Raw genomic sequence first — 25630 nt, 5'->3', positions numbered from 1 at the left:
CTCAGTGCCCTCGCATAGGCCCACTCACTATTGCCGCAGGTAAAGCACGGTTCACCTGGACTCAGCCCTCCCCTCGATGGACTTCCCGAGGCCTTCCGACGAATCTCTTCCCTCTTCCCCCGTCCTCTTTCTCCAATCTTGCCAGTTCCTCGAGAAGCTCCCTTTCGCGCTGAGAGAGCTTTGACGGCGTCGCGACGTGCACGTACACGAGCTGGTCGCCGTGTCTTCGACCATGAAGTGGGCGGATGCCCTTTCCCGCAATCTTGAGAATCGAGCCCGACTGGGTGCCACGAGGAATCTTCAGGCGCTCCGGGCCTCGGATCCCCGGGACTTCAATTTCGCAACCGAGGGCGGCCTCGCAGAAAGAGATTTCCGCCTGGCAGACGACGTTGTCTCCGTCTCTGCCGAGTGTCTCGTGCGGCGTCTCCTCGATGAGGACGATCAGATCTCCGGCATGCCCTCCACGCGAACCCGCGTTGCCCAGCCCCCTCTTCGCAATGTAGTTCCCAGTTGAGACGCCGGCCGGTATATCCAGGCTCAGAGTTTCCTCTGCCTCCACCCGACCCTGGCCGTTGCAGTCGGGGCAGGGATTCTGCACGACGCTGCCTGTGCCCCGGCAGCCCGCACACGTTGCCACGCTCACAAACTGTCCCAGGAAAGATCGTTGCACGTGTCTTATCTGCCCGGTCCCTCCGCAACTCTTACATGCAGTTTTCCCGGTCCCGGTTCGCGCGCCTGAACCCTTGCAGGCATCGCACGAGACGAGTTTTTTCACCCGCACCTTCTTGGTCACGCCGTCCGCGACCTCCTCCAGTGAGAGGTTGAGCCGAATCCGAACGTCGCTCCCGCGCGTCTCCAGAGTCCCCGCCGAGGTCACTCCCCCGAACAAGTCTCCCAATCCGAAATCGCCGAAGTCCCTCATGAAGGCACGCAGGGCGTCCGCAAGGTCCAGGGCGCCGAAGTCGAAATCAAACCCGCTCCCTCTCTTCAACCCTTCGTGTCCGTATCTATCGTAGAGCGCTCTCTTCTCTGGATCCCTCAGGACCTCGTATGCTTCGGTCGTCTCCTTGAATTTGTCCTCGCTGCCCTTGTCTTCCGGATTTCTGTCTGGATGGTACTTGAGGGCAAGCGCACGGTACGCCTTCTTTATCTCTGCCTCGCCGGCGCCTTGCGAGACACCGAGTATTTCGTAATAATCTCTTCTTTTCGTCACAACTGAACCGACTTTGCCCTCAAAAGGACGCGGGTGAAGCCAAAGGTAGGCCCGTACGTCCGCTCTCAGTGGATTATGTGGAACAGTCTATCAAACCTGGGTAAATGTCTTTCGCCATTCCATGACCAGTAGAGAATCATGGCTTTGCCTTTCACGAGCCTGACGTCAAGCGGACCCCAGAATCTACTGTCGTGACTGTTGTCGCGATTGTCGCCCATCATGAAAATGTATCCTTCGGGGACGTACAGCGGGGCCATGTTGTCTCGAGGCGAGATTTCTTTCGGGAAAATCCGTGGGTCGCCGCGAATAACGTAAGGTTCATCGCGCGCTACCCCGTCCACGTAAACCACCTTGTCCCTTATCTCCACGGTCTGCCCCCCGACGGCGATACACCTCTTGATGAAATCCCTCTTGAGGTCCGCGGGATACTTGAACACGATAATGTCCCCCGGTTTCGGCTGCCTTATGGCGGGCAGGTTCGAGTCAGTCAACGGGACCTTTGCGCCGTACACGAACTTGTTCACAAAAAGAAAGTCTCCGACAAGCAGAGTGTCCATCATGGAGCCCGTAGGGATTCTGAAAGCTTGTATGACGAAGGCTCTCACGAAGAAAGTGAGCACCAAGGCTATGATTATGGCCTCGGCATACTCCCTGGCAACCGATTTTCTCTTGGATCTCTCGGTCAGGGCGTGCACGGTGGAAGGTCTCATGTTGTGTGACCTTTTCTCTTTCATGTTTCGAATCCTCGCGATCTCATGATCTGTCTCCAACTTTCAGGACGGCAAGAAACGCCTCGTGTGGAACCGTGACGTGACCCAGTAGTTTCATCTTCTTCTTGCCGGCTTTCTGTTTCTCAAGCAGCTTTCTCTTTCTCGTGATATCGCCTCCGTAACACTTCCCGGTCACGTGTTTCCTCAGGGCACCGACTGTCTCCCTGGCAATGACCTTGTTACCCACGGCGGCCTGTATCGCGACCAGGAAGAGTTGCTTCGGAATAATCTGCTTCAGCCTGGCCACCGTCTCCCTGCCCCACGCGTAAGCTTTGTCCTGATGAACAATCGCCGAGAAAGCGTCGACCGACTCTCCGTTCAAAAGTATGTCCATCTTTACCAGTTTCGACTCTCGATATCCACAGAATTCATAGTCAAAAGAGGCGTAACCCCTCGACGTCGATTTTAGCCGATCGTGAAAATCCAGCACGATCTCCGAGAGAGGGAGCTCACATGCCACCTGCACGGTCGTCTCACTGAGATAGTGCATGCCACAATGAATACCACGCTTCTCTGCGCATAGTTTCAGCAGATTTCCGAGGAACTCGGCTTGCGTGAGTATCTCAGTCAGAACGTAGGGTTCTTCCACGGACACAATGTCGCCCGAAGGAGGCATTTTGCTCGGATTCTCAACGTACACGGCCTCGCCACTCTTGAGGTTCACCCTCACCTTCACGTTCGGTGCGGTGGCTATGAGCGAGACGCCGTACTCGCGCTCGAGTCTCTCCTTCACTATTTCCATGTGAAGAAGTCCCAAGAATCCGCACCTGAAACCCAAACCCAGAGCCGCCGACGTCTCAGGTTCAAAAACGAGGGAGGCATCATTGAGCTGGAGCTTTGCCAGCGAATCCTTGAGGGGTTCGAATTCTTCACCTTCCACGGGGTGAATGCCGCAAAAAACCATCGGCTTGACTTGACGATAACCCGGCAGGGGCGTAACGTCTTCGCAGTCTGCGTCGGCCACGGTGTCCCCCACCTTTGCATCCGCCACCCTTTTTATTCCCGCCATCACGTAACCGACATTCCCGGCCCTCAGTATACTACAAGCCACCATCGCGGGTCTGAACGTGCCCAGCTCCGTCACCTCGAATTCCTTCTCGGAGAACAGAAATCTTATCCGCCTTCCGACGCCGAGAGTACCTTCCATAACTCTCACGTACGTGATGACTCCCTTGAACTGATCGAACTCCGAATCGAACGCAAGCGCCCTCAACGGGTTCTTGTCGGAACCCGAAGGAGGCGGGATCTCCCTCACGACTCTGTCCAAAACCTCCAGGACACCCTGACCTGTTCTGGCGCTGCAGTAGCTGATTTGGACGTCTTCTCCCAGCAGCGAGCAAAGCTGCTTCCTTGCATCGTCGGTTCTTGCCGAGGAAAGATCTATCTTGTTTACCACGGGAATGATAGTCAGCCCCACTTCTCTGGCCATGTTGAGGTTGCTCACCGTCTGAGCCTGCACACCCTGCGCAGCATCCACGAGCAGCAGGGCCCCCTCGCACGCCGCCAGACTCCTCGACACCTCGTAGGAAAAATCAACGTGACCCGGCGTGTCTATCAAGTTGATGACGTACTTCTCGCCCGCCAGCGAATAGTGCATCGTGACGGGGTGAGACTTGATCGTGATGCCTCTTTCACGCTCAAGGTCCATGTCGTCAAGCACCTGCTCGCGCATCTTTTCTCGTGATATGGTGCCGGTGATCTCAAGAAACCTGTCCGCGAGCGTGGACTTGCCATGGTCTATGTGCGCGATGATGCAGAAGTTTCGCGTGTTGTCAGACGTGCCGGTCATAATCCGCCTCTCTCAATCGGGCCGTCACTGCGTTGCGGCAGCCCGCTGCCGTCAGAAAACATACTTTATCCCCACGAACCCGCCCTTTGAGTAGCCGCCGGTCGTGAGAGAAATGTCCTTAGTCTGCCGTGGCTCACCGAACTCTTCGTCGAAAGTGAACAGGTGCGCGTCCACGTACGCGTCGGCGAGACTGAAAAGCACCAGACCGGCCGTCCACCAAATGAGAGAGTCTCTTCTCTCAAAGTGTTTCTCATACTCTGCGTACAGCCTCTCGGAAGTGGCCAGGTCGGGCGTGACCAAGTGGTCGTTGTAGGCTCTGGATGCCTCCCTTGATTCGGTGTAGATCATGCCAAGTAGCGTTGCCTCCGAAGCAAGCACTGCCAGCGCCTTCATATACTTTCTGTTGTAAAGCTGCCCCCAGCCCGGATAGACGAGCGACCTCAAGACAATCCTGTAGGGGGGCTCGACATGCGCTTCACCTTTCAACGACTTCGAAGGGGCCTCCGCACTACGGGAACTGTCAACCTGGGAAGAGACCTCCGCACTCACGGAAACATCAGTGCCCGAGGAGATGACGCTGTCAGGAGAGGCATCGCCGCCCTGGGAGGTCACAGTGTCAGGGAAGATCACAATGTCAGGAGAGATCACAGCGTCCGAAGAGGCTCCTGCGCTCACCTGTACAGTCGTGAGGGAGACAAGGAGAACCAGAACAAATACGCCCAAGTACTTCAGGTACTATCACCTCTCATGGTCACGCAGAATGACGACCTAGTGTTGGCGGGAACGTGTGGGAATCGAACCCACCTCGGACGTTATCAGCGCCCAACAGAAGGATTTGAAGTCCTTGGAGTCCACCAGAACTCATCCGCTCCCGCAATCCGGTTAGTATATCACAAGCGGCACTTTCTCTCTGGGCACCACCCTGCCGATGACCGCTGCCGGTCCACCCGCGCTTTGCGTTATTCCACGCACGAGCGCACCGGCCTTTTTTCCGGGCACGCACATGAGAAGTCCGCCGGAGGTCTGAGGATCACACATGCCGTAAACCGCCTCGTCCCTCACTCTTCCCTCGACCCTCATCTTTCCTTTGAGGAATTTGTGGACGGAGGAAAGCCCACCTGGAAACACACCCTTCCCTATGAGGCCCAATACATCACTCATGAACGGTACGGCGGAGGAGTCTATTCTCAAGGTGCGCTTGCTTGCCACCGCCATTTCGCAAGCGTGGCCGAGAAGACCAAACCCGGTCACATCCGTGCAGGCGTTCACTCCGACCCTCATCATGACCCGCGACGCCTCACAATTGAGAGTGGCCATCTGCTTCGTGATCTCTCGCTCTCTCTTCCTGCCCAGCATTCCGGCCTTGAGCGCCGTGCTCAGCACCCCCGTGCCCAGGGGCTTCGTGAGCACCAGCGCGTCCCCGCTTCGCGCTCCGGACTTGAGGACGAGCCTGGAGGGATCCGCCGTTCCGGTCACCGCAAATCCGAACTTCAATTCCTTGTCCTTGACCGAATGCCCTCCGAGCAGCTCGGCCCCTCCTTCTCTGAGCTTGTCTATGCCGCCACGAAGCATTTGCTTGAGGATTCCCAGGTCCATGTCGCCCGTGGGAAAGCAGACTATGCAAAGAGCGCTCAGGGGTCTCGCGCCCATCGCGTAAATGTCGCTCAAGGCATTAGCGGCGGCAATCGCCCCGAAATCGTAGGCGTCGTCCACAATAGGCGTAAAGAAATCCACGGTGTGGACGAGCGCAAGATTCCTTCGAATTAGGTACACTCCAGCGTCGTCCGGGGCAGCAAGCCCGACGAGGACTTTCCTGCTCCGGGACTTTCTAGGAATCCCGGTGAGTAGCTTCTCAAGGTCTCCCGGACCTATCTTGGATGCTCACCCGGAGCACGCGACTCTCGTCGTGAGCCGGATCTTCTCTTTTCTGGTCATCCCATCTCCAATTCCTGCCTCTAGGCCGCGCACCCGCGGAGCTACTTTGCGCTCTCCCTCACGGCGATAACGTCCATTTCAACGAGCGCGCCCTTCGGCAGAGCCTTGACCTCCACGCACGAGCGCGCCGGAAACGGTTCGGTGAAATATTCCGTGTACACCTGGTTCATTACTCCGAACTCTCCCAGGTTTGACATGTACACCGTTGTCTTGACCACGTCAGAAAGACCGAAATCCGCGGCCTCCAGAACCGCCTTGACGTTCTCGAGAACCTGTCTTGTTTGCTCCTCCACTCCGCCAGGTCTCATTTGACCCGTTGCGGGGTCAAGGGGAATTTGCCCCGCGCTGAACAGAACGTCGCCCGGCCGCGCTAGGACTGCCTGGCTGTACGGACCGACCGGAGCCGGAGCGGATTCGGATCTTATGGACCTTACCATGGGCACTCCTCTTCGCAATTCGAGTGTCACATAACTACCCCGAGACGCCGGTGAAACCTCACTCAAACCCGACTCCCGAGACCATCCTTCCAAGGACGGCGTCTCCGGAACGCAAGTTCGGCCGGCAGCACGGTGCTCTTTGCGCAAGAACGCAGCGCTATTCTACTCTACTGTTACGCTTTTGGCAAGGTTGCGGGGCTGGTCGACGTCGCAGCCCCTCTGGACTGCGATGTAGTATGCGAGTAGCTGGAATGGAATGACGGTGAGGAACGGGGTAAGCATGCCCAGAGTGTCCGGGACATAGATGACGTGGTCTGCTCTTTTCTGAATCTCCCTGTCGCCCTCCGTGGCAACGGCGATTATCTTCCCCCGGCGTGCGCGCACTTCTTCCATGTTGCTCATTATCTTGTCGTAGGCGCTGTCCTTTATGCAGATGAACACGACGGGCATGTTCTCGTCGATGAGAGCAATCGGACCGTGTTTCATCTCTGCCGCCGGGTAACCCTCGGCATGGATGTACGAAATCTCCTTGAGCTTGAGCGCTCCTTCCAAGGCAACGGGGAAATTGTATCCCCGTCCAAGGTAGAGGAAGTTGGAGTGCGTGTAGTATTCCTTTGCTATGGCCTCGATTTTCGAGCTTTCGGCCAGTATTCTCTCTATCTTCTCTGGAATTGTGCGGAGCTCATTGACTATGAGCTTTCCCTCATCGATGGACATCGTTCTCATGCGGCCGAAGTACACCGTGAGAATCGCGAGAACGGCGAGCTGCGACGTGAAGGCCTTCGTGGACGCGACACCGATCTCGGGTCCGGCGTGAATGTACACTCCTCCGTCCGCCTCTCGGGCTATGGTGCTACCGACCACGTTGCAGATTCCCAGCACCTTGGCGCCCTTCTTCTTGGCTTCCCTCATTGCCGCAAGTGTGTCGGCAGTCTCACCGGATTGGCTGATGACCGTGACGACGGTTCCCTTTCTCAGGATTGGATTGCGATATCTGAACTCGGAAGCGTACTCGACCTCGACCGGAATCCTGCCGTGCTCCTCAAGCATGTACTCGCCTATCGACGCCGCATGCCAGGACGTGCCGCAAGCCGTGATGATCAGCCTGTCCATCTTGCGCAGCTCGCTGTCGGAGAGATTGAGACCGCCCAACCTCGTGGCGCCGTCCTCGGGAATCAGCCTTCCCCTCATGGCGTTCCGCAAACATTGCGGCTGCTCAAAGATCTCCTTCAACATGAAGTGCCGGAAGCCGGCCTTCTCGATCATCTCAAGGTTCCACGAGATTTCTTCAATCTTCTTCGAGACTCTCTGCTGGCTTATAGTAGTCGTACGGAAGCCATCGCTCTCGAGCACGACCATCTCGCCGTCGTCCAGATAAATGACCTGGTTTGTGTGCCTCAGCATCGCCGCCACGTCGGAGGCAAGCAGGTACTCGCCCTTCCCGATTCCCACGACGAGAGGGCTTCCGTTTCTTGCACCGACTATTTTGTTCGGCGTGTCGGCGCACACTACCGCGATCCCGTAGGTACCCTTGACCATTGAAAGCGCGTTCCCGACCGCCACCTCGAGATTTCCTTCGTAGTACTTCTCGATCAGATGGGCGAGCACCTCGGTGTCCGTCTCAGTCGTGAAAACGTGTCCTTCATCCTGAAGCTTCTCCTTCAGGACGGTGTAGTTCTCGATTATTCCGTTGTGTACGACTGCGATTCTGCGGCTGCAATCGAGGTGGGGATGAGCGTTCTCAGTTGAAGGCTCGCCGTGGGTGGCCCATCTCGTGTGGGCGATTCCGGCGTAACCGCTCGGATGCCCGTGCTTGAGCTTTTCCTCGAGAAGGCCAATCTTACCGGCCGTCTTCTCTACAATCACGCTGTTCTGCGTGAGGACGGCGATACCCGAGGAATCATAGCCCCTGTATTCCAGTCTCCTCAGGCCCTCGAGAAGTATTGGAACGCAGTCTTTCTTTCCGATGTACCCTACTATGCCACACATGATGTTCTTACTCTATGTTACCACGGTCTGGCGCCCCTACGCCCTCGCTGCGCGCACGAGCGTAGAGATTTCCTCAGCGAGAGAAGCGGAATCGTCCGCAGAGGACGACTCCACGATGACCCTGACCACGGGTTCCGTGCGGGATTTCCTCACGTGTAACCATTTACCCGGCCAGGAGATGCGTATGCCGTCTACATAACTTATCGACCCATCCTTGAATCTATTGAGCAGAATCTCTTTGATCGCCTCCCCCGCAATACCCACGGCGTCGATTTTCTTCTTGACCATCTGGTACCTGGGAAACGATCTGTCCAGTTCCGAGAGCTTCTTCCCGCTTTCGGCCATGAATTGGAGCGTGAGGGCCGCGGCCAGGAGTCCGTCTCTTCCGTAGTGAAGGGCGGGGAGAATCGCACCGCCGTTTCCCTCTCCACCCACAATGCTGCCGGTCTTCTTCATCTTTTCAACGACGTGAGCCTCGCCGACCTTCGACCTGTAGAGTTTGCATCCGTGGGACCGAGTGATGTCCTCAAGGGCGGCGGTAGTGGACACGTTTGTGCAGACCGGCCCCTTACACTTGCCCAGGACAAACGCGGTCGAAAGGCAGACCGTTCTTTCCTCCCCCAGAGGGTTTCCTTCCTCACTCACAAGCGACATCCTGTCGGCGTCAGGATCGAACGCGAAACCGGCGTCCACCCCCTCTCTGGAAACCTTGCCGGCCAGGTCGGAGAGGTTCTCTCCGAGCGGCTCGGCCCCGCGAGGAAAGATGCCGGTAGGCTCGGAGTGTATCTCGTGAACCTCGCATCCCAGAGCCTCGACGAGCCTCTTCACCCCTTCGCAGCCGGCCCCGTTGCAGCAGTCGATCGCCACGCGGAATCGCCGTTCGGCGATTCTCGCTGCGTCAATCAGATCGAGCGCCAGAATCTTGGAGACGTGTCGCGCAGAGGCCTCGTTGTCTTTGGAGACGTGCCCGAGTTCGCGATGGCCCGCGTAGTTTATCAGCCGCTTCTTGTAGAGCTTCAAAAGCTCCGCGCCTTGAGCATCGTTCAGGAAGATGCCGCTCGAAGAGACAAACTTGAGCGCGTTCCACTCTTCCGGATTGTGGCTTGCGGTAACGGCTATTCCGCCCGCGGCGCCGAGTTCCTCGACGGCCATCTGGATGGTCGGTGTGGCGCATATGCCCACGTCGACGACGTCAGACCCCCCGGCGACGAGGCCTGACATGACTGCGTGTTTGAGCATCTCGCCCGAAGGTCTCGAATCCCTGCCCACGACGACTCTCCCACGCCTCACCAAAGTGGAGAAAGCGGAAGCAAAACGACTTACCAGCTCGGGAGTGAAGCTCTTGCCCACGACTCCCCTGACCCCAGAGACACCTATCATTAGTCCTTCCAATTAGTACTCCTTGTTCAAATAGAAGCGTCAAAAGGCGCGGCCGGGGCTCAGGCTTGGGCCCTCTCGTGCGGGAAACCGCCCCGTGACACCGGAACTATGGTACAACCGGAAACGACTTCTGTCAAAGGGAGACGAAGCCGGCGCCAGAGGGAAGAGACGTCTCGGCGGGAGGCTTAGCTTCCGTGTCCAATCGCTTTTCTTGACAACACTCGCACTGTATGGAATTCTCGACTCTCGAATCCAGCCTGCCTTCTTGAGGCTCGTCTGCACGTTTTGAAGTGAGAACCTACCCGAACGCACGAGGTTAGCGATGCCCAAAGAACAGAGCTTCCACATGGTACCAGAGGACTTCCGCCGCCACGGCCACGCCGTCGTCGACTGGATCGCCGACTACTACGAACGGATCGAATCGTTCCCGGTCCTGTCGCAGGTAACGCCTGGCCAGATCCGGGCTTCGCTCCCTTCGGAGCCTCCGCTGCACGGAGAACCTTTCGAACGCATCCTGGAAGACGTCCGCAAGCTCATAGTTCCGGGGCTCACCCACTGGCAGTCGCCCAACTTCTTTGCCTATTTTCCCAGCAACGCCTCAGGGCCATCAATCCTCGGGGAGCTGCTTTCGGCGGGTCTTGGCGTTCAAGGAATGCTCTGGGTAACGAGTCCGGCCTGCACCGAGCTCGAGACTCACGTGTTGGATTGGCTCGCCGACATGCTGGGGCTCCCGCCGAAATTCAAGTCTGGCCGGGCCGGCGGCGGGGTCATCCAGGACACGGCTTCGAGCGCGTCCCTCTGTGCGCTTCTGGCCGCGCGGGAGCGCGCTACCGACTACAGGAGCAACGAGCGCGGTTGCGACGGGCGCCTCGTAGCGTACGCCTCCACCCAGGCACACTCGTCCATCGAGAAGGCGGTCAAGATAGTCGGGTTGGGCCGTCAGAATCTCCACTTGATAGACGTGGACGATCGCTTCGCTCTCCGCCCCGACGCACTGGCGAGGCAAATCGGACAAGACCGCGGAGCGGGCCTCGTTCCCTGTTTCGTCTGCGCCACGGTCGGTACGACGTCCTCGAACGCCGTCGATCCCCTGCCGCAAATCGGCCGCATCTGCAAGGAGGAGGGTCTCTGGCTCCACGTCGACGGAGCGATGGCGGGTACGGCGGCAATCTGCCCGGAGTTTCGGCACATCCTCACCGGAATCGAGTTCGCCGACAGCTACTGTTTCAATCCGCACAAGTGGATGTTTACGAATTTCGATTGCGATTGCTTCTACGTGGCCGATCGAGCCGCCTTGATCAAGACCTTGAGCGTGCTGCCTGAATACCTGCGCAACAAAGCCACTGAATCGGGCGCAGTCATAGACTACCGCGACTGGCACATACAACTTGGCCGGCGCTTTCGTTCGTTGAAGCTCTGGTTCGTCATTCGCCACTACGGGATAGAGGGTCTGCGCTACCACGTCAGGCGCCACGTGGAGCTCGCGCAAGAGTTCGCTGGATGGGTTGCGGGGACAAGCGAGTTCGAACTCGCCGTACCTCCGGCATTGAACCTCGTCTGCTTCCGACATGTCGGCGGAGATTCGTTCAATGAGCGATTGCTTGATCGAATCAATGCGGGCGGGAACGTCTACATGACCCACACCACGCTCAACGGCAAGTACACTCTTCGCTTCTGCGTGGGCCAGACTCACACGGAAGAACGCCACGTCAAACGGGCCTGGCAACGAATCCTGGAAACGGCAGCAGAGATCGGCACTCCCAGCTCTGCTTGAACGGATTCCCGGATGTGGTAATCTTGTCTGACGTGTTTCCATACGTTCATCCTGTACGAGGCAATCTTCTATGAGGAGATCGAGATGGCAATAGTTCTTGACGGTTCCGGACTGACAATCGAAAAGCTCCAACGCATCGCGCGCGGTGGGGAAAACGTGGAACTCCACCCGGAGGCCCTCGAACGCATCAAGGTATGCCGCGCCATGCTGGAGGACAAGCTCCGGGCCCGGGAAATCATGTACGGCACGAACACCGGTATCGGCGAGTTGTCGGAGGTCGTCCTGAACGACGACCAGGTCAAAGAGTTTCAGAAATATCTCATATACAACCACGCCGCGGGCATCGGCGGCGCGGCGCCCGTCGATTACGTCCGAGGCGCCATGACTGCCAGGGTGAACGTTCACGCGCACGGGAACTCCGGCTGTCGTCCCGAGATTACCCAGGCCCTGGTCGAAATGCTGAACAAGGGCGTGACTCCCGTCGTGTGCCAGAAGGGTTCAGTCGGTGCGTGTGGAGACCTGGCCCCGATGTCGCAGATCGCCCTGCTCCTGATGGGAGAAGGCGAGGCGTACTACAAAGGCAACCGATTGCCAGGCAGACAGGCAATGGCCGAGGCGGGTATCACAATCCCTGGTCTCGAGGCCAGAGACGGTCTCGCGGTCATCAACGGTTCCAATCTTTTGACTGCGATGAGCGCGCTCCATCTTTACGACATGAACCGCTGGTTGAAACAGACCGAGATTGCCTGCTCGATGACCCTCGAAGCGCTGTACGCCAACTTGAAACCTTACGACACGCGTCTTCACACGTTGCGCGGATTCAAGGGAGCCGTGCGGAGCGCCAAGGCCATCATGAAGTGCATAGAGGGAAGCGATCTCCTGTCCGGCAAGATGAAGACGAAGGTTCAGGACGCATATTCCATGCGCTCGTCCCCTCAGGTCATCGGGGCTGCTCATGACGCAATCGCTTTTGCAAGGAGTCAGGTGGAAATAGAGTTGAACGGCGTGGGGGACAATCCCATCTTCCTTCCCGAATACAACCTCACTCTGACGGGCGCTAATTTCCAGGGTTCACCGGTCTCCCTGCCGATGGACATGGCCGGAGTCGCCATAACCATGGTCTGTGTTCTCTCAGAACGGCGACTCAATCGGCTGACCAACCCCGCCCTGAGCGTCGGCCTGCCCGCCTTCCTCACGAAAGGGGCAGGCATGTTTTCAGGAATGATGCTCAGCCAGTACACGGCGGACACGTTGATCGTGGAGCAAAGAATACTCTCGGCCCCTGCCAGCATCGGCTCCATCCCGGCTGCCGCAGACCAGGAAGACTTCGTCTCGATGGGCATGAACACGGCCATCAAGAACGGGCAAATCCTGGAAAACGCCTGCGGAGTCCTCGGAATCGAATTCATGGCGGCTGCACAGGCCCTGGACTTTCGCGACTTCACACCGGGTCGCGGAGTGCTGGCGGCGAAGCGTGTCATCCGCAAGTACGTGGAGCACCTTGAGGAAGACCGACCGTTGTATCCCGACCACACACGACTGATGGAACTGGTCAGGTCCTGTGAGATTCTGGATGAGGTGGAAAAGGCGGTCGGCAGCTTGGGATGATCTGCTTCCTCAAACACGCGGGGCTTGCGCTCTATCTTTATGAAGAGAGGAATTCTCTACGGAATCGCTGCATACACTTTGTGGGGACTCTTTCCCCTCTACTGGAGGTTTCTCAGTCCCATTCCTGCGACCGAGATTCTGTGCCACCGCGTAGTGTGGTCGTTTCTCTTCCTCGGAATAATCCTGGTGCGCAAGAATCGCCTGAAATCATGGCTACACAAATCAAGAAAGTCTGTCACGATCCTGTACTTCTTCTTGACGGCATGCCTTCTGAGTCTCAACTGGGGCATCTTCATCTGGGCCGTGAACAGCAATTACGTGGTTGAGGCAAGCCTCGGGTACTTCATAAACCCGCTCGTGAACGTGCTGCTGGGAGTGATATTTCTCGGGGAAAGGCCGCGTTTCCTGCAATGGTTCGCAATCGGGATAGCGGCCGCCGCCGTGCTCTTCTTGACTTTCGGCTACGGCTCCTTCCCGTGGATAGCGCTCACCCTCGCGTTTTCCTTCGGCCTGTATGCCCTGCTTCGCAAGATCGGGGCCCTGAGCTCTCTCGAGGGATTGTCTCTCGAGATGACACTTCTGTTTGTTCCGGCACTGGCCTATCTGTTGTATTGTCAGCACGCCGGCACGGCTGCGTTCGGACACGTGAGCGCAATTAAGACCCTGCTCCTTGCCCTCACCGGAATAGTGACGGCGGTGCCCTTGCTCTTGTTTGGCTCCGCCGCGAGGAGAATCAGCCTCACGAATGTGGGGCTCTTGCAGTATATTTCTCCCACGTTTCAGTTCTTGATAGGCGTAATTGTCTTTGGCGAGGCTCTCACGAGTGCGCGCCTGGCAGGATTCGTGGCAGTCTGGATCTCGCTGGCTTTGTATACGTTCGAGAGCCTGAGGACGAATGCACCCATTCCCGAGCTGGAGACGTATAAGGAAACGTGCAGAACCTGAGCGCGAGGACTACGGAGGCCGCGAATTCTCGCTCTGGAGCTGGTGAGCGGAATTGAACCGCTGACCTACGCATTACGAGTGCGTTGCTCTACCTGCTGAGCTACACCAGCCCCATAGTATGCAATAAGATACAGGCCTTATTCGCAAACAGAACTGGTGCGACCCCGCAGAATTGAACTGCGGACACCCAGATTTTCAGTCTGGTGCTCTACCAACTGAGCTAGGGTCGCACCTCATGTGAAATAGATACCACAAAAACGGGGGTGGAGTCAACCAAAAGAGGGTGTAAAGATGGCCGCAGAGTGGCAGACTGCCCTCTTGGCGTCAACGAGTCAGTGCCTTCAGTGCATCAACGGGCGCAGAGCTTTTGTTCAAGGATGGACCTTACGGTGCGCTTGAGCTCATCGAGATTGGAGGATTTCACCACGTAGGCGTCGGCGTTCCATGTCGTGAAGTTGCTCTTGAAGGTGTCGTAGGCAGAGTTAATCACGACAGGGAGATTCCTCTTCGTCTTCATGATCTCACATAGGGTTTCCAACCCATTCATGCCGGGCATTTTCACGTCGAGGATGACGAGGTCGAACTCCGACTCCTCGAGCATCTTCAGGGCTTCGGGACCGCTCGATGCCCCGGCCACAACGTACCCTTCGTCGGAAAACTCGCTCTCGTAGAGCTTCCGACAGTTCCCATCATCGTCTACAATCAGAAGTGCTTTCAATTGCGCTCACCCCCCCGAAAAACTCAGGTCTAGAACTCCTCTTGGAATGACTTACGTCTGTCGGCGCCACGAACTCGCCTATCCTTTGGCGTCCTTCTTCTATCCTGGTTCGTGCTCACCGGCAAACAAACACAGAAAACAGTGCCCCACTCCTTATCGCTTTTTACCCTGATCTCGCCGCCGTGTTCCCTGACAATTTGATAGGCCACCGCCAACCCGAGACCAGTTCCGTCTTTGCCCGAAGTGAAAAAAGGCACAAAAAGGCGATCCATCAGTTCGCCCGGAATCCTCTCGCCTTCGTTCGCCATTATCACGTGGACACTGTCGCCGGCCTTTTTCGTTTCCACTCTTATCTTGCCGCCCACGGGAAGAAACTTGAGAGCATTCTGCAGGATATTGATCAGCACCTGTTTGATCTTGTCGTAGTCAAGAAGGAGCTTGGGCAGATCCATCGACAGTTTCTTCAGAATCTTTGCCCTCCTCCCAAGCGCCTCCTCGCTCACCAACTGAAGTGATTCCTCGACTACGGCGTTTATGTCTTCCATCTGCAACCGGGGCCTCGAGAGTTGGGCAAACTGAAGCTGTTCGCTGAGGATTCTCTCAAGTCTCTCGGTCTCCTTTATGATGATGTCAAGGTAATCACGATTCGGATCGCCTGCCCGCAGGCCCTTGCTCACTCTTCTCGCAAAGCCGCCGATCGAAGTGAGGGGATTACGAATCTCGTGGGCCACCTTCGCGCTCATCTCGCCGAGCGCCGCCAGTTTCTCCGTGCGCAGGAGAAGTGCCTGAGTTTCCCTGAGTCTCTTCTCTGTCTCCTTCACGGCTTCAAAGAGCCTGGCGTTCTGCACGGCTATGGCCGCCTGATCGGCGAGAATTGCCAAGAAGTTCTCGTCGTCGCGGTCAAACATGTTGGAGTCGAAGTCCGAGCGAGCCACCTTGTCGTAGACAGTTATCGCGCCCACGATGTTGCCCAGAGCCACCAGAGGCACTGCCATGACCGATGAGGCAAGACCTTTCTCGATCTCGGCCGATCTCGGGTCAGAGCAGCAGTCCGGCACAAGCACCGGAGCCTTCTCTGCAATGGCCCATCTTGCGAGCTTCTCGCCCAACTCCGTGACGCCTTTCTCAACTATGCTCTCACCGGTCCCGAAGCGCGCTCCCGGCGTCACCTTATCCTCCGCCTCTTCGTAGAGCCAAAGAACGCTTCCCCTGGCTCCGATAACTTGCGCCGATATTCTGGCTATGAGCTCTAGAACCTCTGCCAGGTTGGTCGTCGAGAGGATGCCTTTCCCAATCTCCTGGAGCGTCGCGACCTCGGAGAGCCGCAGCTTCATGCTCTCGTACACGGCAGCGTTCTCCACCGCGCGACCCGCCTGATCAGCGAGACTCAACAGAAGATCTACTTCTTCTTCAGTGATTGGCCTTCGACTGAACACGTTGTCGGCAAGGAGTGCCCCCATCGCCCTTCCCTTGGTCATGATGGGAACCACGACGAATTCGCTCCTGACAAAACTGTCCCGCAGCTTCTGGCTGATCGCACCGCCGTAGGAGTCCAGGTCCTTTATGTGCAACGGCCTCTTCTCAAGGACGCTGTCGACGGTAACGTCTACGCCCGGCTTGAGCGGAAAGACGAGCGACGTCGCAGTGCGAGTGAGCGAATCGTCGGATCCTTCCCCGTCCTCGGTAGACATTCGCACGACGGTCTCGAAGGACACGTTGCTCGCGTCAAGCTCGTTCCAGATGCGCGCTGCCTCCTCCTCATTGGAGGGGCCGGTCCCCATGCGTCCACTGAGCACGCCCTTCTCTTCATCGACCAGCAGAATCATCGCCCTGTTGAACCCAAGCGCGTTCCCGGACGTCACGGAGGCGAGAATGATCTTCAGAATCTTGTCGAGCTCCATCGTCCCGTGCATCACGTTGCATATCTTGAAGAGTATTGATACCTCGCGGACCCTTGCCTCGAGATTCAGGTGTTCCACTGATGAAATCTCCACACGGTCACTGCCAGCGGCCTTGCCTTCGCTCACCGGGTGCTCCAATCTGACGAGGGTAGGAAGCAACGTTCATGCCACAACATGAAGGATCGTCTGTAAGGCCAATATAGCAATCCAATCACCCTTGTCAACAGAAATTGAGCCCGTTACCTCGCTTGACATTTGTCGCGCTCTCGGTTAGCGTCTCACTGAACAGGGGCGGCTTGAGACACATTTTGCAAGGACGGTACTGCAAATGGAAAAAAAACAAACCCCGATCAGCATCGAGCTCGGAGAGAAAGAAGGAGAAGGGATCTATTCGAACATGGTCGTCATCACGCACTCTCCCGCGGAGTTCGTACTGGACTTCGCGAGAGTGCTGCCTGGAGTTCCGAAAAGCAAGGTGTTCGCCAGAATTGTGATGACCCCTCAGCACGTCAAGGGATTGCTGGACGCCCTCAAAGAGAACGTCGCGAAGTACGAAGCGCAGAACGGGGCCATCAAGGCGTTTTCTCAGAACGACAAGCCGAGAGACATCGGATTCTGACGAAAACCGCCAGAGGCGCCCGAACCGTTTCTTAGCGGAGCGGCCTCGTCTTCCATCTCCTGTGAAGCCACAACCAGTGGTCCGGCCTCTCCCTCACGTATTTCTCAAGCAGACTTGTGTATGCTTGAGTGAAATGTGCGAGGTCCTTTTCCTTGTCCCCGGTTATCGCAGGCAATATCGGCGTCTCGAGGACAACGCGGTGGTGGGACAGGTCTTCTCTCAGAATGAATCCCGAAACCAGGCATGCGCCGGTCCTCAGAGCGAAGCTCGCGGGACCGAAGGGCGTTGACGCAGGCCTCCCCAGGAAATCCACGAACACCCCCCGCGAACCCGCGTCCTGATCGGAGAGCATGGCGACGAATTCGTTCTTCTTGAGAGCCTCGAGCACTCTTCTCATCGAGACTCCCATCTTGATGATCCCTATTCCCTTCGAGCGCCGGAGCTGATTCATGAGGTTGTCCACGGCCTTGTTCTTCTGCTCCCCGACGAGAAAATTGACGGGATAACCGAGAGCCCTCAAGGCTGCGCCCATGAGCTCCCAGCTTCCGAAATGACCCGTCACGAGCACCGCCCCTTTCGAACCCGCGAGCGCCTCCCTAAAGCTCTCGAGACCCTCGACGGTGACTCTCCCTCTCATCTCTTCGTCCGACGTCACGGGCAGGCGAGCGTATTCCACGAGCGACATGGCAAGGTTTCTGTAAGTCCCTCTCGCAATCGCAAGGATTTCCGCTTCGCTCTTTTCGGGAAACGCACGTCTCAGGTTCTCGAGGACGACTCTCCTTCTGAGTCTCACGACTTCGAACGTAAAGCGACCCAGAGAACCTCCCAAGCGCAAGGCAGTCTCGTGAGGAAGAATCTGGAACAAGCGCACCAGGACGATTGTCAGGAGATACTCCAAAGGATGTGATAGTCGGCGCTTCATCACGAAATCCTCTTTGCAATCCAACTCATTTCAAACTCAATCGCCTCGTGCGGGCAGATCTCGTGGCAACACAGGCACGTGACGCAGCGCGCGTAGTCGAATCTGAGCGAGCTCCCGCTGTTCCGTATGGCTTCCACGGGACAGCTCTCGACACAGAGATTGCACAGTTGGCACTTCGCCCGGTTCTCCACCGGATGTATCCAGACGTACCGTCTCAACAGACAGAGCAGCCCTCTCGGCACGAGCCTGTGAAGAAAGTTGGACGGAATCTTGAAATCCTTGACTGAAACCTCGTCCAGACTCACGCCGCTCAGTTCAACGTCACGGAGACTCGAAGCCCCTATTTTCCTCGTCGCTGCGACCTTGTTCGTGGGAATCTCAGCCGGGTCGGCCCCGATCAGCTCGCAGACCACCGTGTCCATGGCAACCGCGTCCCGGCTGACGGCCAAGACGCCGAGCCATCGAGGAGTCCCCGACGACGGACCGTGTCCTTCCATGGAGAGTATTCCATCCATGATGCTCAGGCCGGGTGTCGTCAGAGAAAAAATGTCCACGAGAGCCTCGGCGAACTCGTACGGCTTGGGATATCGCTTGTGCAGCTCTCCCTTCGCAAAGCCAGGCACCGAGCCAAACATGTTCTTTACGGCGCCTGTGTACACCTCGAGCGTGTGGGTCTTGAGCTTCGGCAGGTTTATGACGAAATCCGCGTCAAGCACGGGTTTTGAGATGCTGTATGTGTTTCCGTTTGTGCTCCTGGCGTAGCTGCCCGACGCCTCGAACCCGACAAGAGTCACTCCGTTCTTCCCGCACACTTCCTCCATCCCCGTGTTTCTCCACACCCTACTCACACCTCTCAGGGCTCCTCCAGGGCTGTCACCCACTACTGGGACCGCCCCACAACGCTTCACTTCCTCGATCACAACGCCGACCAGGGAAGGATGCGTGGTGACAGCTCTCTCAGGTTCTCGTGCGGAAAGCAGGTTGGGTTTCACCAAGACCCGCCACCCCGGCCGTACCAGCTCACCCAGTCCACCCACCGCCTCAAGCCCTCTTCTGACCGACCTCCTCAGCTTCTCTTCCGAATAGTCTTGGCATTTCTCCAGGTGGACGAGGGACTTCATCAGACGTTACTCCTCACAAAGCGATTTCCCGTCTCCTGTCTCACGAATCCCTTCAGTTCCAGCGATAGCAGCAACGAAAGAATGACTGACGACCCGCGTCCGAGCCGGTCACAAACCTCGTCGACGTGAGCCGGAACAAGAGAGAGACATTCCAGGACTGCCTCCTCCTCGCCCGAGAGTACCTCCAGGAATGGCTGAGCCTGAGGGATGGCCTGCGGCCCGTCGCCTAACCTGGGCAGAAGCTCATCAAACACGTCCTCCGCGTCTGTAATCGGCCTCGCTCCCTCCTTCAGCAATCTATTTGAACCGACGGTTGAAGTGAGGGTCGTATCTCCTGGCACCACAAAGACTTCCCTTCCTTGTTCAAGGGCATAGCCGGCCGTCACCAAGGCACCACTGCCCTCTCCCGCTTCGACGACCACGACGGCCTGACTCATTCCACTTATGAGACGGTTCCGAAGGGGAAAGTTCTGTTTGAGGGGTGGCGTGCCCAACAGAAATTCCGAGACAACTGCGCCCCTTACCAGAATCTCCTTGAGGAGCTTCCTGTTCTCTGGAGGATAACAAATGTCAACACCGCATCCCAGGACGGCGATCGTGAGGCCGCCGGCAGCGAGCGCCCCTCTGTGGGCCGCAGAGTCTATTCCTCTGGCCAGGCCACTGACGACAACGAATCCTCTAGCGGCGATGTCTCGAGCCAGCCTTTCGGCAACATATCTTCCCGAGGGCGAGCAGGCTCTCGAACCGACAATGGCGACGGCCGGTTGTGACGCAATTGTGATATATCCCTTGAAGAAAACAACGGGAGGTGCGTACTGAATGTGTTTCAGAAGGCTTGGGTAGTCCTCGTCAGTCCAGGACACAATCTCGCTTCCGGCCGGGCCTGCGAGTCTGAGTTGCTCATCGAGGTCGTCGGGCCGACCTTGCACCAAGGCGGACATTTCATCGGGGCTCAGGTTCTTCGAGACTCTCTCCAGTTCCGGCGAGAAGAGTCTCTCGGGTGACCCCGCCGTTTCAAGGATCTCGATCAGTCGGGCCCTGGGGATTCCTTTCAGGAGAGCCAGCATTATCCTGGCCTTACAGGCTTCCGTGTTCTCCAGCCTCACCACCGCCCTCTTTCATTCCCTGATTCTCGTTCCCTTCCTCTGTGCTCGTATGGCCGGGCTTCTTTCCTCTGGGCCCCGTCAACTCTTCCCACACCAGGTCTTGGGCTTCGGAGGATCTCAGCATTTCCTCTGCGATCTTCTCCACCTGCTCAGGCGGAGCCTTCATAAGATCTACGTCCCTCGCCAGGGACAGAAAGCCCTGCGCCAGCTCCCTGTCGGACTTCTCAAGAACGACCTGGAGTCTCTTCGTCGTCGCCTCACCCCTCAAGAATCCCGCGCGCGCAACCCAGACGGTGTCTCCACCTATGCACATCCTCACAAGCGCCTTTGCCGCGTTTTCACCCACGGTGGCGTTACAGTCGTCTAGAAGATCGATCAGGCAATTGATGCCCGCCCTGCTCTTGATATTTCCCAGCACCTCCGCGGCGCAAGCCCGCGTGTACCAAAGTGCGCCCGGCACCACCGCTATCAGGTATTGCTCGACTTCCCCTCCCAACTCACTCAGTGCGCGCACGGCCAACTCTCGCAAGTGCCAGCTATCGTCCGCGAGCTTCTTGATCAGCTCTCTTATCGAGGCTTCATCCCTCTTTGACTTCAATTCAGAGATGACTCTGGCCTTTTCTTCGAGCTCCAGTTCCTTGACTCGGAGATCGATCAGAGTCTTACTGAGTGGGATTCGTTCGTCGACCATGACGTAACCCTTTCCTCGCAATCTCGCTGCTGTAGTAATCCTCCTAGGGATTCTGCAGTTCCAGAAGCCTCCACAGCCCGTTGATCAGCTCGCCGAGCCCCTCTCCTTTGAGCGCCGAAATCCTCAAGATCTCCCTTCCGTCAATCTCTTTGGGAAGCCGCATGAGTCTCCCTTCGTCAAGGAGGTCCACCTTGTTGAAACAAAGTAATCGGGGCTTCGTAACGAGTTCCTCTCCGTAGAGTCCGATCTCTTTCAGCAACAGTTGATAATCGCTCCCCGGAATCGTTTCACTACCGTCGAGCAGGAAGAGAAGGACCCTCGTGCGTTCTATGTGACGCAGAAACTCGTGGCCCAATCCCTTTCCCAAATGTGATCCTTCAATCAGGCCCGGTATGTCCGCCACCACGAAATCGTGTTGTTCACCGACTCGAACGAGACCCAGATTGGGAGCCAGGGTGGTGAAAGGATAATCGTCGATCTTTGGTCTGGCCCTCGATATCTTCGAAAGAAGCGTGGATTTTCCGGCGTTCGGGACTCCGACAATTCCGACGTCAGCGATCAACTTCAGCTCGAGCTCAAGAAGTCTCCTTTCCCCCTCTCGTCCCATCTCTCTCTTCCGCGGGGCCCTGTCGGTCGAGGTCGCAAATCTCGCGTTACCCTTCCCGCCCCGGCCCGCCTTCGCCACAACCAGAATCTGACCTGAAGAAACGAGATCGGCGAGATTCTCTTGGGTCTCCAGGTCCTTCACCAGGGTTCCCATGGGCACTCGAAGCACGACGTCCTCTCCACCCTTCCCAGCCATGTTCTTGCCCTTACCGTGCTCTCCCTTTTCCGCCACGAAGCTGCTCTTGAACTTAAAATCCAGAAGGGTCCTGAGGTGCCTGTTGGCTTCCAGGATCACGTTTCCGCCGTCCCCACCGTCGCCGCCATTCGGCCCACCCCTGGGGACGCATTTTTCTCGGCGAAAGCTGACGCATCCGTTCCCGCCGTGGCCGGCGACGACTTCAATTTTTACCCTATCTATGAACATTGAGTGACATCAAGTCAGTCAAACTTGAAGCCCCCGTGCTTTTCTATGTGGGCCAGCAACCCACCATCGTTCAGTATCTTGAGCATGGCCTCTGGAAGCGGAACAAAGGTCAGCTTCTCCCCGCTGGTCTTGTTCTCGACAATACCGGCGCCGAGGTCCACACGGAGTACGTCACCCCGGTTGATCTTCTCCGTGTCACATTCAAGGACCGGCAGTCCCACGTTGATGGAATTCCTGAAGAAAATCCGGGCGAACGATTTTGCCAGAACGGCGCTGACCCCGGCCATCTTTATGATTGTGGGAGCGTGCTCCCTGCTGGATCCGAGTCCGAAGTTGTTGCCTCCGACCACGAAATCACCTTTCTGCACCTTCTTCGCAAACTCTTGGTCCGCGTCTTCCAACACATGTTTGGCGAGCTCTTCAAGGTTGGAGCGAAGATGGAAGAGTCTGCCCGGGGCGATGTGATCCGTGCTTATGTCGTCACCGAATTTCCACGTCTTTCCTTCGAGAATCATCACAGCACCTCCCTTGGATCAGATATCTCACCTTTGATTGCAGATGCAGCGGCCGTCGCAGGAGAAGCAAGATATATGAAAGCTTCTGGATTACCCATTCTCCCCTTGAAATTCCTGTTCTGGGTCGAGAGGCAGACTTCACCGTCTCCAAGAGCGCCTTCGTGTACGCCTACGCAGGGACCGCAGCCGGGGCCGAGCACGGTGGCGCCGGCCTCGACGAACGTCTGGACGTGTCCTGCCTTCAAGGCTTCAAGGTAGACCTGCCTGGAAGCCGGGATGACTATGAGACGCGTGTTGGGATGTCTCTTCTTGCCCCTGAGTATTCGTGCCGCAACCTCCAAGTCCTCGGTTCTCCCGTTGGTGCAACTGCCGATGAAAACTTGGTTGACTTTGGTGCCTTTCAGCTCACGCGCCCACTTCGTGTTGTCCACCGTGTGCGGGCAGGAAACCACGGGCTCGAGTTTGTTGACGTCTATCGCTATCACTCTTTCGTAGGAAGCATCGGGGTCGGGACCGAGTTCCTTGAAATCAGACTCCCTGTCGCTCTTCTTGAGAAATGCGCGAGTCGTCTGGTCAGAGGCTATGAGCCCCACCTTCGCCCCGGCCTCCACGGCCATGTTGCTCAGCGTGAATCTCTCGGACATCTGCATATTCTCGATGGCGGACCCGCCGAACTCCAAAGCCCGGTAGGTCGCGCCGTCAGCACCTATCAGTCCTATGAGGTGCAGGATGAGGTCCTTGGAGTAGACTCCCTTGGGAAACTCACCGCGCGCCACCACTCTGAATGTCGAAGGCACCCTGAACCACGTTTTGCCGAGCGCCATGCCCACCGCGATGTCCGTAGACCCCATTCCGGTCGCGAAGGCGCACAGAGCACCCGCCGTACAGGAATGTGAGTCCGCCCCGATGACAACGTCCCCGGGTTTGGCGAAAGATTCGACCACGCGCTGGTGGCAGACTCCCTCGTTTATGTCGGACAGTACCGCGCCGGTCTTCCCGGCGAACTCTCTAAGAAGGATGTGGTCGTTGGACAGCTCCCTGCGAGGACTTGGTGCAGCGTGGTCGATGAAGAGAATGGAACGCGCAGGATTCGCAACCTTCTCCAGGTTTGCCTTCCGGAGTTGCCTAACTGCCAGAGGCCCGGTCCCGTCCTGAAAGAACGCAACATCGACCCCCGCGATGACAAGTTCCCCCGCGACGACATCCTTACCAGCCTTGGTACCTAATAGTTTCTCTGCCAGAGTCTTTCCCATCGCGGCCTCCACTATTACTAAGAACGGTTCCAGCGTACTACGAATCGTGAGGACGCTGAGTTACGTCCCAAAAGTATCTCAGAATAGCAGATACATGTTCCCCTGTCAAACGGAGCAATTCGCGGGAGTCACTCGTGCGGAGCGCCTCAACCATGAGCGCAGGAGCTGGAAAACGGAGGCTTAACGATGACCTTCCCTGGGTTCAGGATCCCCGCCGGGTCAAAGGCGTGCTTTACCTTGCGGAGAGCTTCCATTCCCACGGCGCCGCGTTCGTCCGGAAGGTACTTTGACTTTGCTATCCCGATTCCGTGCTCACCGCTCGTGGTTCCGCCCAGAAAAAGGGTGACCTCGAACAGCGAATCGACGCAGGCGTAGACCCTTTCCATCTCCTCGCTGTTTCTGGCGTCCGCCATTATGTTCACGTGGAGATTGCCATCGCCTATGTGCCCGAACGCATATATCCTCAGCGCGTAGCGCTTGGCCAGCATCTCCATGTTCGTGATAAGTTCCGGCAGACGACTTCTCGGGACACACACGTCCTCGTTGATCTTCGTCGGCGCCACTCTGGACAGGGCAGGCGAGACCGACCGTCGTAGAATCCAGAGTCTATCCCTTTCACACTGAGACGCTGCAAACTCGAAGCCTAACTGCTTCAAAGTACTGAATGTTCCGACGATCACCTCAGAAAGTGCTTTAACTTCATCCTTCCCCCCCATAACCTCAACGAAGAGAACGGCCCCAGCTCGGGTGTGCGATGGTCGGCCCAGATATTCTTCGACGCACCTCAGGGTCACCTCGTCCATGACCTCCAGGACCGTCGGGAGGACACCCCGCGAACTCAGTTTCACCACGGCGAGAGACGCATCCTCCAAAGTGGCGAAATAAACCATGAAGGTCGACCAGGACTCCGGCAGGGGAACGAGCCTCAGCCCCACTCCCGTAAAGATCCCCAGCGTGCCCTCGCTTCCCACAAGCAATGAAAGCAGGTCATACCCTTTGGTCTTCTCCGACACCGACCAGGCGCGTCCGTCACTGCCCACGACGTCAAGGCCTACGACATAATCTTTCGTGGATCCAAACTTGAGGGCTCTCGGCCCGCTTGCACATTGCGCAACGTTTCCCCCTATCGTGCAGACGTCCAGGCTTGAGGGATCAGGCGGGAAGAAAAGGCCCTTCTTGGCCAGCAGCTTCTGCAGAGTTCCGTTCACCAGACCCGGCTCCACTGAGCAACGGAGATCCCCGGGTGCAAGACTGATGAGCCTGTTCATGCGTTCGAACGAAAGAGCGACGGAACCCTCCAGAGGAACGGAGCTCCCGGCAAACCCGGTGCCCGCCCCCCTGGGGACGACCGGTATGCCCTCAGTCGCCGCAAGCGACACAATGCCGGATACCTGTTCAGAGTCTGAAGGTCTTACTACAACTCCAGGAATAGACGAGAATGTCGTGGCGTCGAAGGAATAACACATTCTGTCTTCAACAGAAGTGAAGACGTCCTGCGCTCCCACGATTCTCCGAAAGGCACGGACTACGGAAGGCCTAATCTTCACGCTTTGCGCGGTTGCCCTTCGATTCCGATCTCTTTTCTCCAACTTTGTGCCCTTCTCCCTTCTCCCTCACCTTTTCCTTGTCCGCAGTTTTCCCTCCAGCCGCCCCCCTCTCGGCCTTTTCCTTCTGCTTGTAGCTCTCGCTTCTATAGTCAGTCGCGTAGAACCCCGATCCCTTGAAGATAATGCCCGCGCCCCGCCCAGGGAGCCTCACAACCGGCCCAGAGCATTTCGGGCACTTGCAGATGGGCTTCTCGCTCATTCTTTGAAATTCCTCAAAAGCGTGACCACATTTCTTGCACTCGTATTCGTAGGTAGGCATCCAGCAGATCACCCTCCTCCATGCCGGGAATCCCGGCCGGCCCCGCAG

At 57.3% G+C, this 25630-nt stretch carries 23 protein-coding genes and 3 tRNA genes; 4 read left to right on the top strand and 22 right to left on the bottom strand.

Annotation, left to right across the window (positions count from 1 at the left end):
* Nucleotides 1-61 precede the first annotated feature (61 nt).
* The 9 genes from dnaJ to glmM form a co-directional block, all read right to left on the bottom strand.
* Complete coding sequence (dnaJ, locus tag NTX17_07100; protein ID MCX5801136.1) at nt 62-1213, bottom strand: molecular chaperone DnaJ; 1152 nt, start codon at nt 1211-1213, stop codon at nt 62-64.
* 65 nt (nt 1214-1278) lie between these two features.
* Nucleotides 1279-1947 (bottom strand): signal peptidase I, encoded by a 669-nt coding sequence (gene lepB, locus NTX17_07095; protein ID MCX5801135.1) that lies wholly within the window; start codon nt 1945-1947, stop codon nt 1279-1281.
* A 19-nt stretch (nt 1948-1966) separates the two neighbouring features.
* Nucleotides 1967-3772 carry a translation elongation factor 4 gene (gene lepA / locus NTX17_07090; protein MCX5801134.1) on the bottom strand — a complete coding sequence of 602 codons (1806 nt, stop codon included), beginning with the start codon at nt 3770-3772 and terminating at the stop codon, nt 1967-1969.
* Nucleotides 3773-3823: 51 nt separating this feature from the next.
* Nucleotides 3824-4495, bottom strand: coding sequence for a DUF5683 domain-containing protein (locus tag NTX17_07085; GenBank protein MCX5801133.1), 672 nt, complete (start codon nt 4493-4495; stop codon nt 3824-3826).
* A 52-nt stretch (nt 4496-4547) separates the two neighbouring features.
* Nucleotides 4548-4645, bottom strand: a tRNA-Sec gene (locus NTX17_07080).
* Nucleotides 4646-4654: 9 nt separating this feature from the next.
* Nucleotides 4655-5644: a selenide, water dikinase SelD gene (gene selD, locus NTX17_07075; protein ID MCX5801132.1), complete on the bottom strand. Its 990-nt coding sequence runs from the start codon at nt 5642-5644 to the stop codon at nt 4655-4657.
* A 104-nt stretch (nt 5645-5748) separates the two neighbouring features.
* On the bottom strand, nt 5749-6144 hold the full coding sequence (locus NTX17_07070) for a RidA family protein (protein ID MCX5801131.1): 396 nt from the start codon (nt 6142-6144) through the stop codon (nt 5749-5751).
* A 162-nt stretch (nt 6145-6306) separates the two neighbouring features.
* Nucleotides 6307-8133 (bottom strand): glutamine--fructose-6-phosphate transaminase (isomerizing), encoded by a 1827-nt coding sequence (gene glmS / locus NTX17_07065; protein ID MCX5801130.1) that lies wholly within the window; start codon nt 8131-8133, stop codon nt 6307-6309.
* A gap of 36 nt (nt 8134-8169) precedes the next feature.
* Complete coding sequence (gene glmM, locus NTX17_07060) at nt 8170-9513, bottom strand: phosphoglucosamine mutase (GenBank protein ID MCX5801129.1); 1344 nt, start codon at nt 9511-9513, stop codon at nt 8170-8172.
* Nucleotides 9514-9835: 322 nt separating this feature from the next.
* On the opposite strand from glmM, the gene NTX17_07055 reads away from it, so the two are divergent.
* The 3 genes from NTX17_07055 to rarD all read left to right on the top strand — a co-directional run bounded on the left by NTX17_07055 (nt 9836) and on the right by rarD (nt 13840).
* On the top strand, nt 9836-11287 hold the full coding sequence (locus tag NTX17_07055; protein ID MCX5801128.1) for a pyridoxal-dependent decarboxylase: 1452 nt from the start codon (nt 9836-9838) through the stop codon (nt 11285-11287).
* 84 nt (nt 11288-11371) lie between these two features.
* The gene (locus NTX17_07050; protein MCX5801127.1) at nt 11372-12895 is read left to right on the top strand and encodes an aromatic amino acid ammonia-lyase; all 1524 of its coding nucleotides are present in this window, start codon (nt 11372-11374) and stop codon (nt 12893-12895) included.
* Between the two features lie 39 nt (nt 12896-12934).
* Nucleotides 12935-13840 carry an EamA family transporter RarD gene (gene rarD / locus NTX17_07045; protein ID MCX5801126.1) on the top strand — a complete coding sequence of 302 codons (906 nt, stop codon included), beginning with the start codon at nt 12935-12937 and terminating at the stop codon, nt 13838-13840.
* 34 nt (nt 13841-13874) lie between these two features.
* Here the strand turns inward: rarD and NTX17_07040 are convergent.
* The 4 genes from NTX17_07040 to NTX17_07025 all read right to left on the bottom strand — a co-directional run bounded on the left by NTX17_07040 (nt 13875) and on the right by NTX17_07025 (nt 16537).
* Nucleotides 13875-13950, bottom strand: a tRNA-Thr gene (locus NTX17_07040).
* Between the two features lie 44 nt (nt 13951-13994).
* Nucleotides 13995-14070 (bottom strand) — tRNA-Phe (locus NTX17_07035).
* 119 nt (nt 14071-14189) lie between these two features.
* Nucleotides 14190-14558, bottom strand: a complete 369-nt coding sequence (locus NTX17_07030) for a response regulator (GenBank protein MCX5801125.1) — start codon at nt 14556-14558, stop codon at nt 14190-14192.
* A 29-nt stretch (nt 14559-14587) separates the two neighbouring features.
* Complete coding sequence (locus NTX17_07025) at nt 14588-16537, bottom strand: GAF domain-containing protein (protein MCX5801124.1); 1950 nt, start codon at nt 16535-16537, stop codon at nt 14588-14590.
* Nucleotides 16538-16787: 250 nt separating this feature from the next.
* On the opposite strand from NTX17_07025, the gene NTX17_07020 reads away from it, so the two are divergent.
* Nucleotides 16788-17078, top strand: a complete 291-nt coding sequence (locus NTX17_07020) for a DUF3467 domain-containing protein (GenBank protein MCX5801123.1) — start codon at nt 16788-16790, stop codon at nt 17076-17078.
* Nucleotides 17079-17109: 31 nt separating this feature from the next.
* Here NTX17_07020 and NTX17_07015 read toward each other — a convergent pair whose 3' ends face one another.
* The 9 genes from NTX17_07015 to NTX17_06975 all read right to left on the bottom strand — a co-directional run bounded on the left by NTX17_07015 (nt 17110) and on the right by NTX17_06975 (nt 25582).
* The gene (locus NTX17_07015) at nt 17110-18000 is read right to left on the bottom strand and encodes a lysophospholipid acyltransferase family protein (protein ID MCX5801122.1); all 891 of its coding nucleotides are present in this window, start codon (nt 17998-18000) and stop codon (nt 17110-17112) included.
* Nucleotides 18000-19121, bottom strand: coding sequence for a DUF362 domain-containing protein (locus NTX17_07010; protein ID MCX5801121.1), 1122 nt, complete (start codon nt 19119-19121; stop codon nt 18000-18002). The genes NTX17_07015 and NTX17_07010 overlap by 1 nt, the downstream gene beginning before the upstream one ends.
* Nucleotides 19121-20227, bottom strand: a complete 1107-nt coding sequence (gene dprA / locus NTX17_07005) for a DNA-processing protein DprA (protein ID MCX5801120.1) — start codon at nt 20225-20227, stop codon at nt 19121-19123. Before dprA ends, NTX17_07010 begins: the two co-directional genes overlap by 1 nt.
* Nucleotides 20199-20918: a hypothetical protein gene (locus NTX17_07000; GenBank protein MCX5801119.1), complete on the bottom strand. Its 720-nt coding sequence runs from the start codon at nt 20916-20918 to the stop codon at nt 20199-20201. Before NTX17_07000 ends, dprA begins: the two co-directional genes overlap by 29 nt.
* Nucleotides 20919-20961: 43 nt before the next feature.
* Nucleotides 20962-21948 carry a GTPase ObgE gene (gene obgE / locus NTX17_06995; GenBank protein MCX5801118.1) on the bottom strand — a complete coding sequence of 329 codons (987 nt, stop codon included), beginning with the start codon at nt 21946-21948 and terminating at the stop codon, nt 20962-20964.
* 14 nt (nt 21949-21962) lie between these two features.
* Entirely contained in the window at nt 21963-22463 is a 501-nt protein-coding gene (locus NTX17_06990; GenBank protein MCX5801117.1) for a 3-isopropylmalate dehydratase small subunit, read from the bottom strand.
* Entirely contained in the window at nt 22463-23716 is a 1254-nt protein-coding gene (locus NTX17_06985; GenBank protein MCX5801116.1) for a 3-isopropylmalate dehydratase large subunit, read from the bottom strand. The genes NTX17_06990 and NTX17_06985 overlap by 1 nt, the downstream gene beginning before the upstream one ends.
* Before the next feature lie 146 nt (nt 23717-23862).
* Nucleotides 23863-25221: an FAD-binding protein gene (locus NTX17_06980; protein MCX5801115.1), complete on the bottom strand. Its 1359-nt coding sequence runs from the start codon at nt 25219-25221 to the stop codon at nt 23863-23865.
* Between the two features lie 31 nt (nt 25222-25252).
* Entirely contained in the window at nt 25253-25582 is a 330-nt protein-coding gene (locus NTX17_06975) for a zinc ribbon domain-containing protein (protein MCX5801114.1), read from the bottom strand.
* Nucleotides 25583-25630: the final 48 nt, after the last annotated feature.

The organism is Candidatus Eisenbacteria bacterium (genome assembly GCA_026388185.1).
In the GTDB taxonomy this organism is placed as follows: Bacteria; Eisenbacteria; RBG-16-71-46; order JAFGJU01; family JAFGJU01; genus JAPLKG01.
Note: the sequence above shows the minus strand (reverse complement) of the source record. Positions and strands in the feature narration are given on the sequence as shown.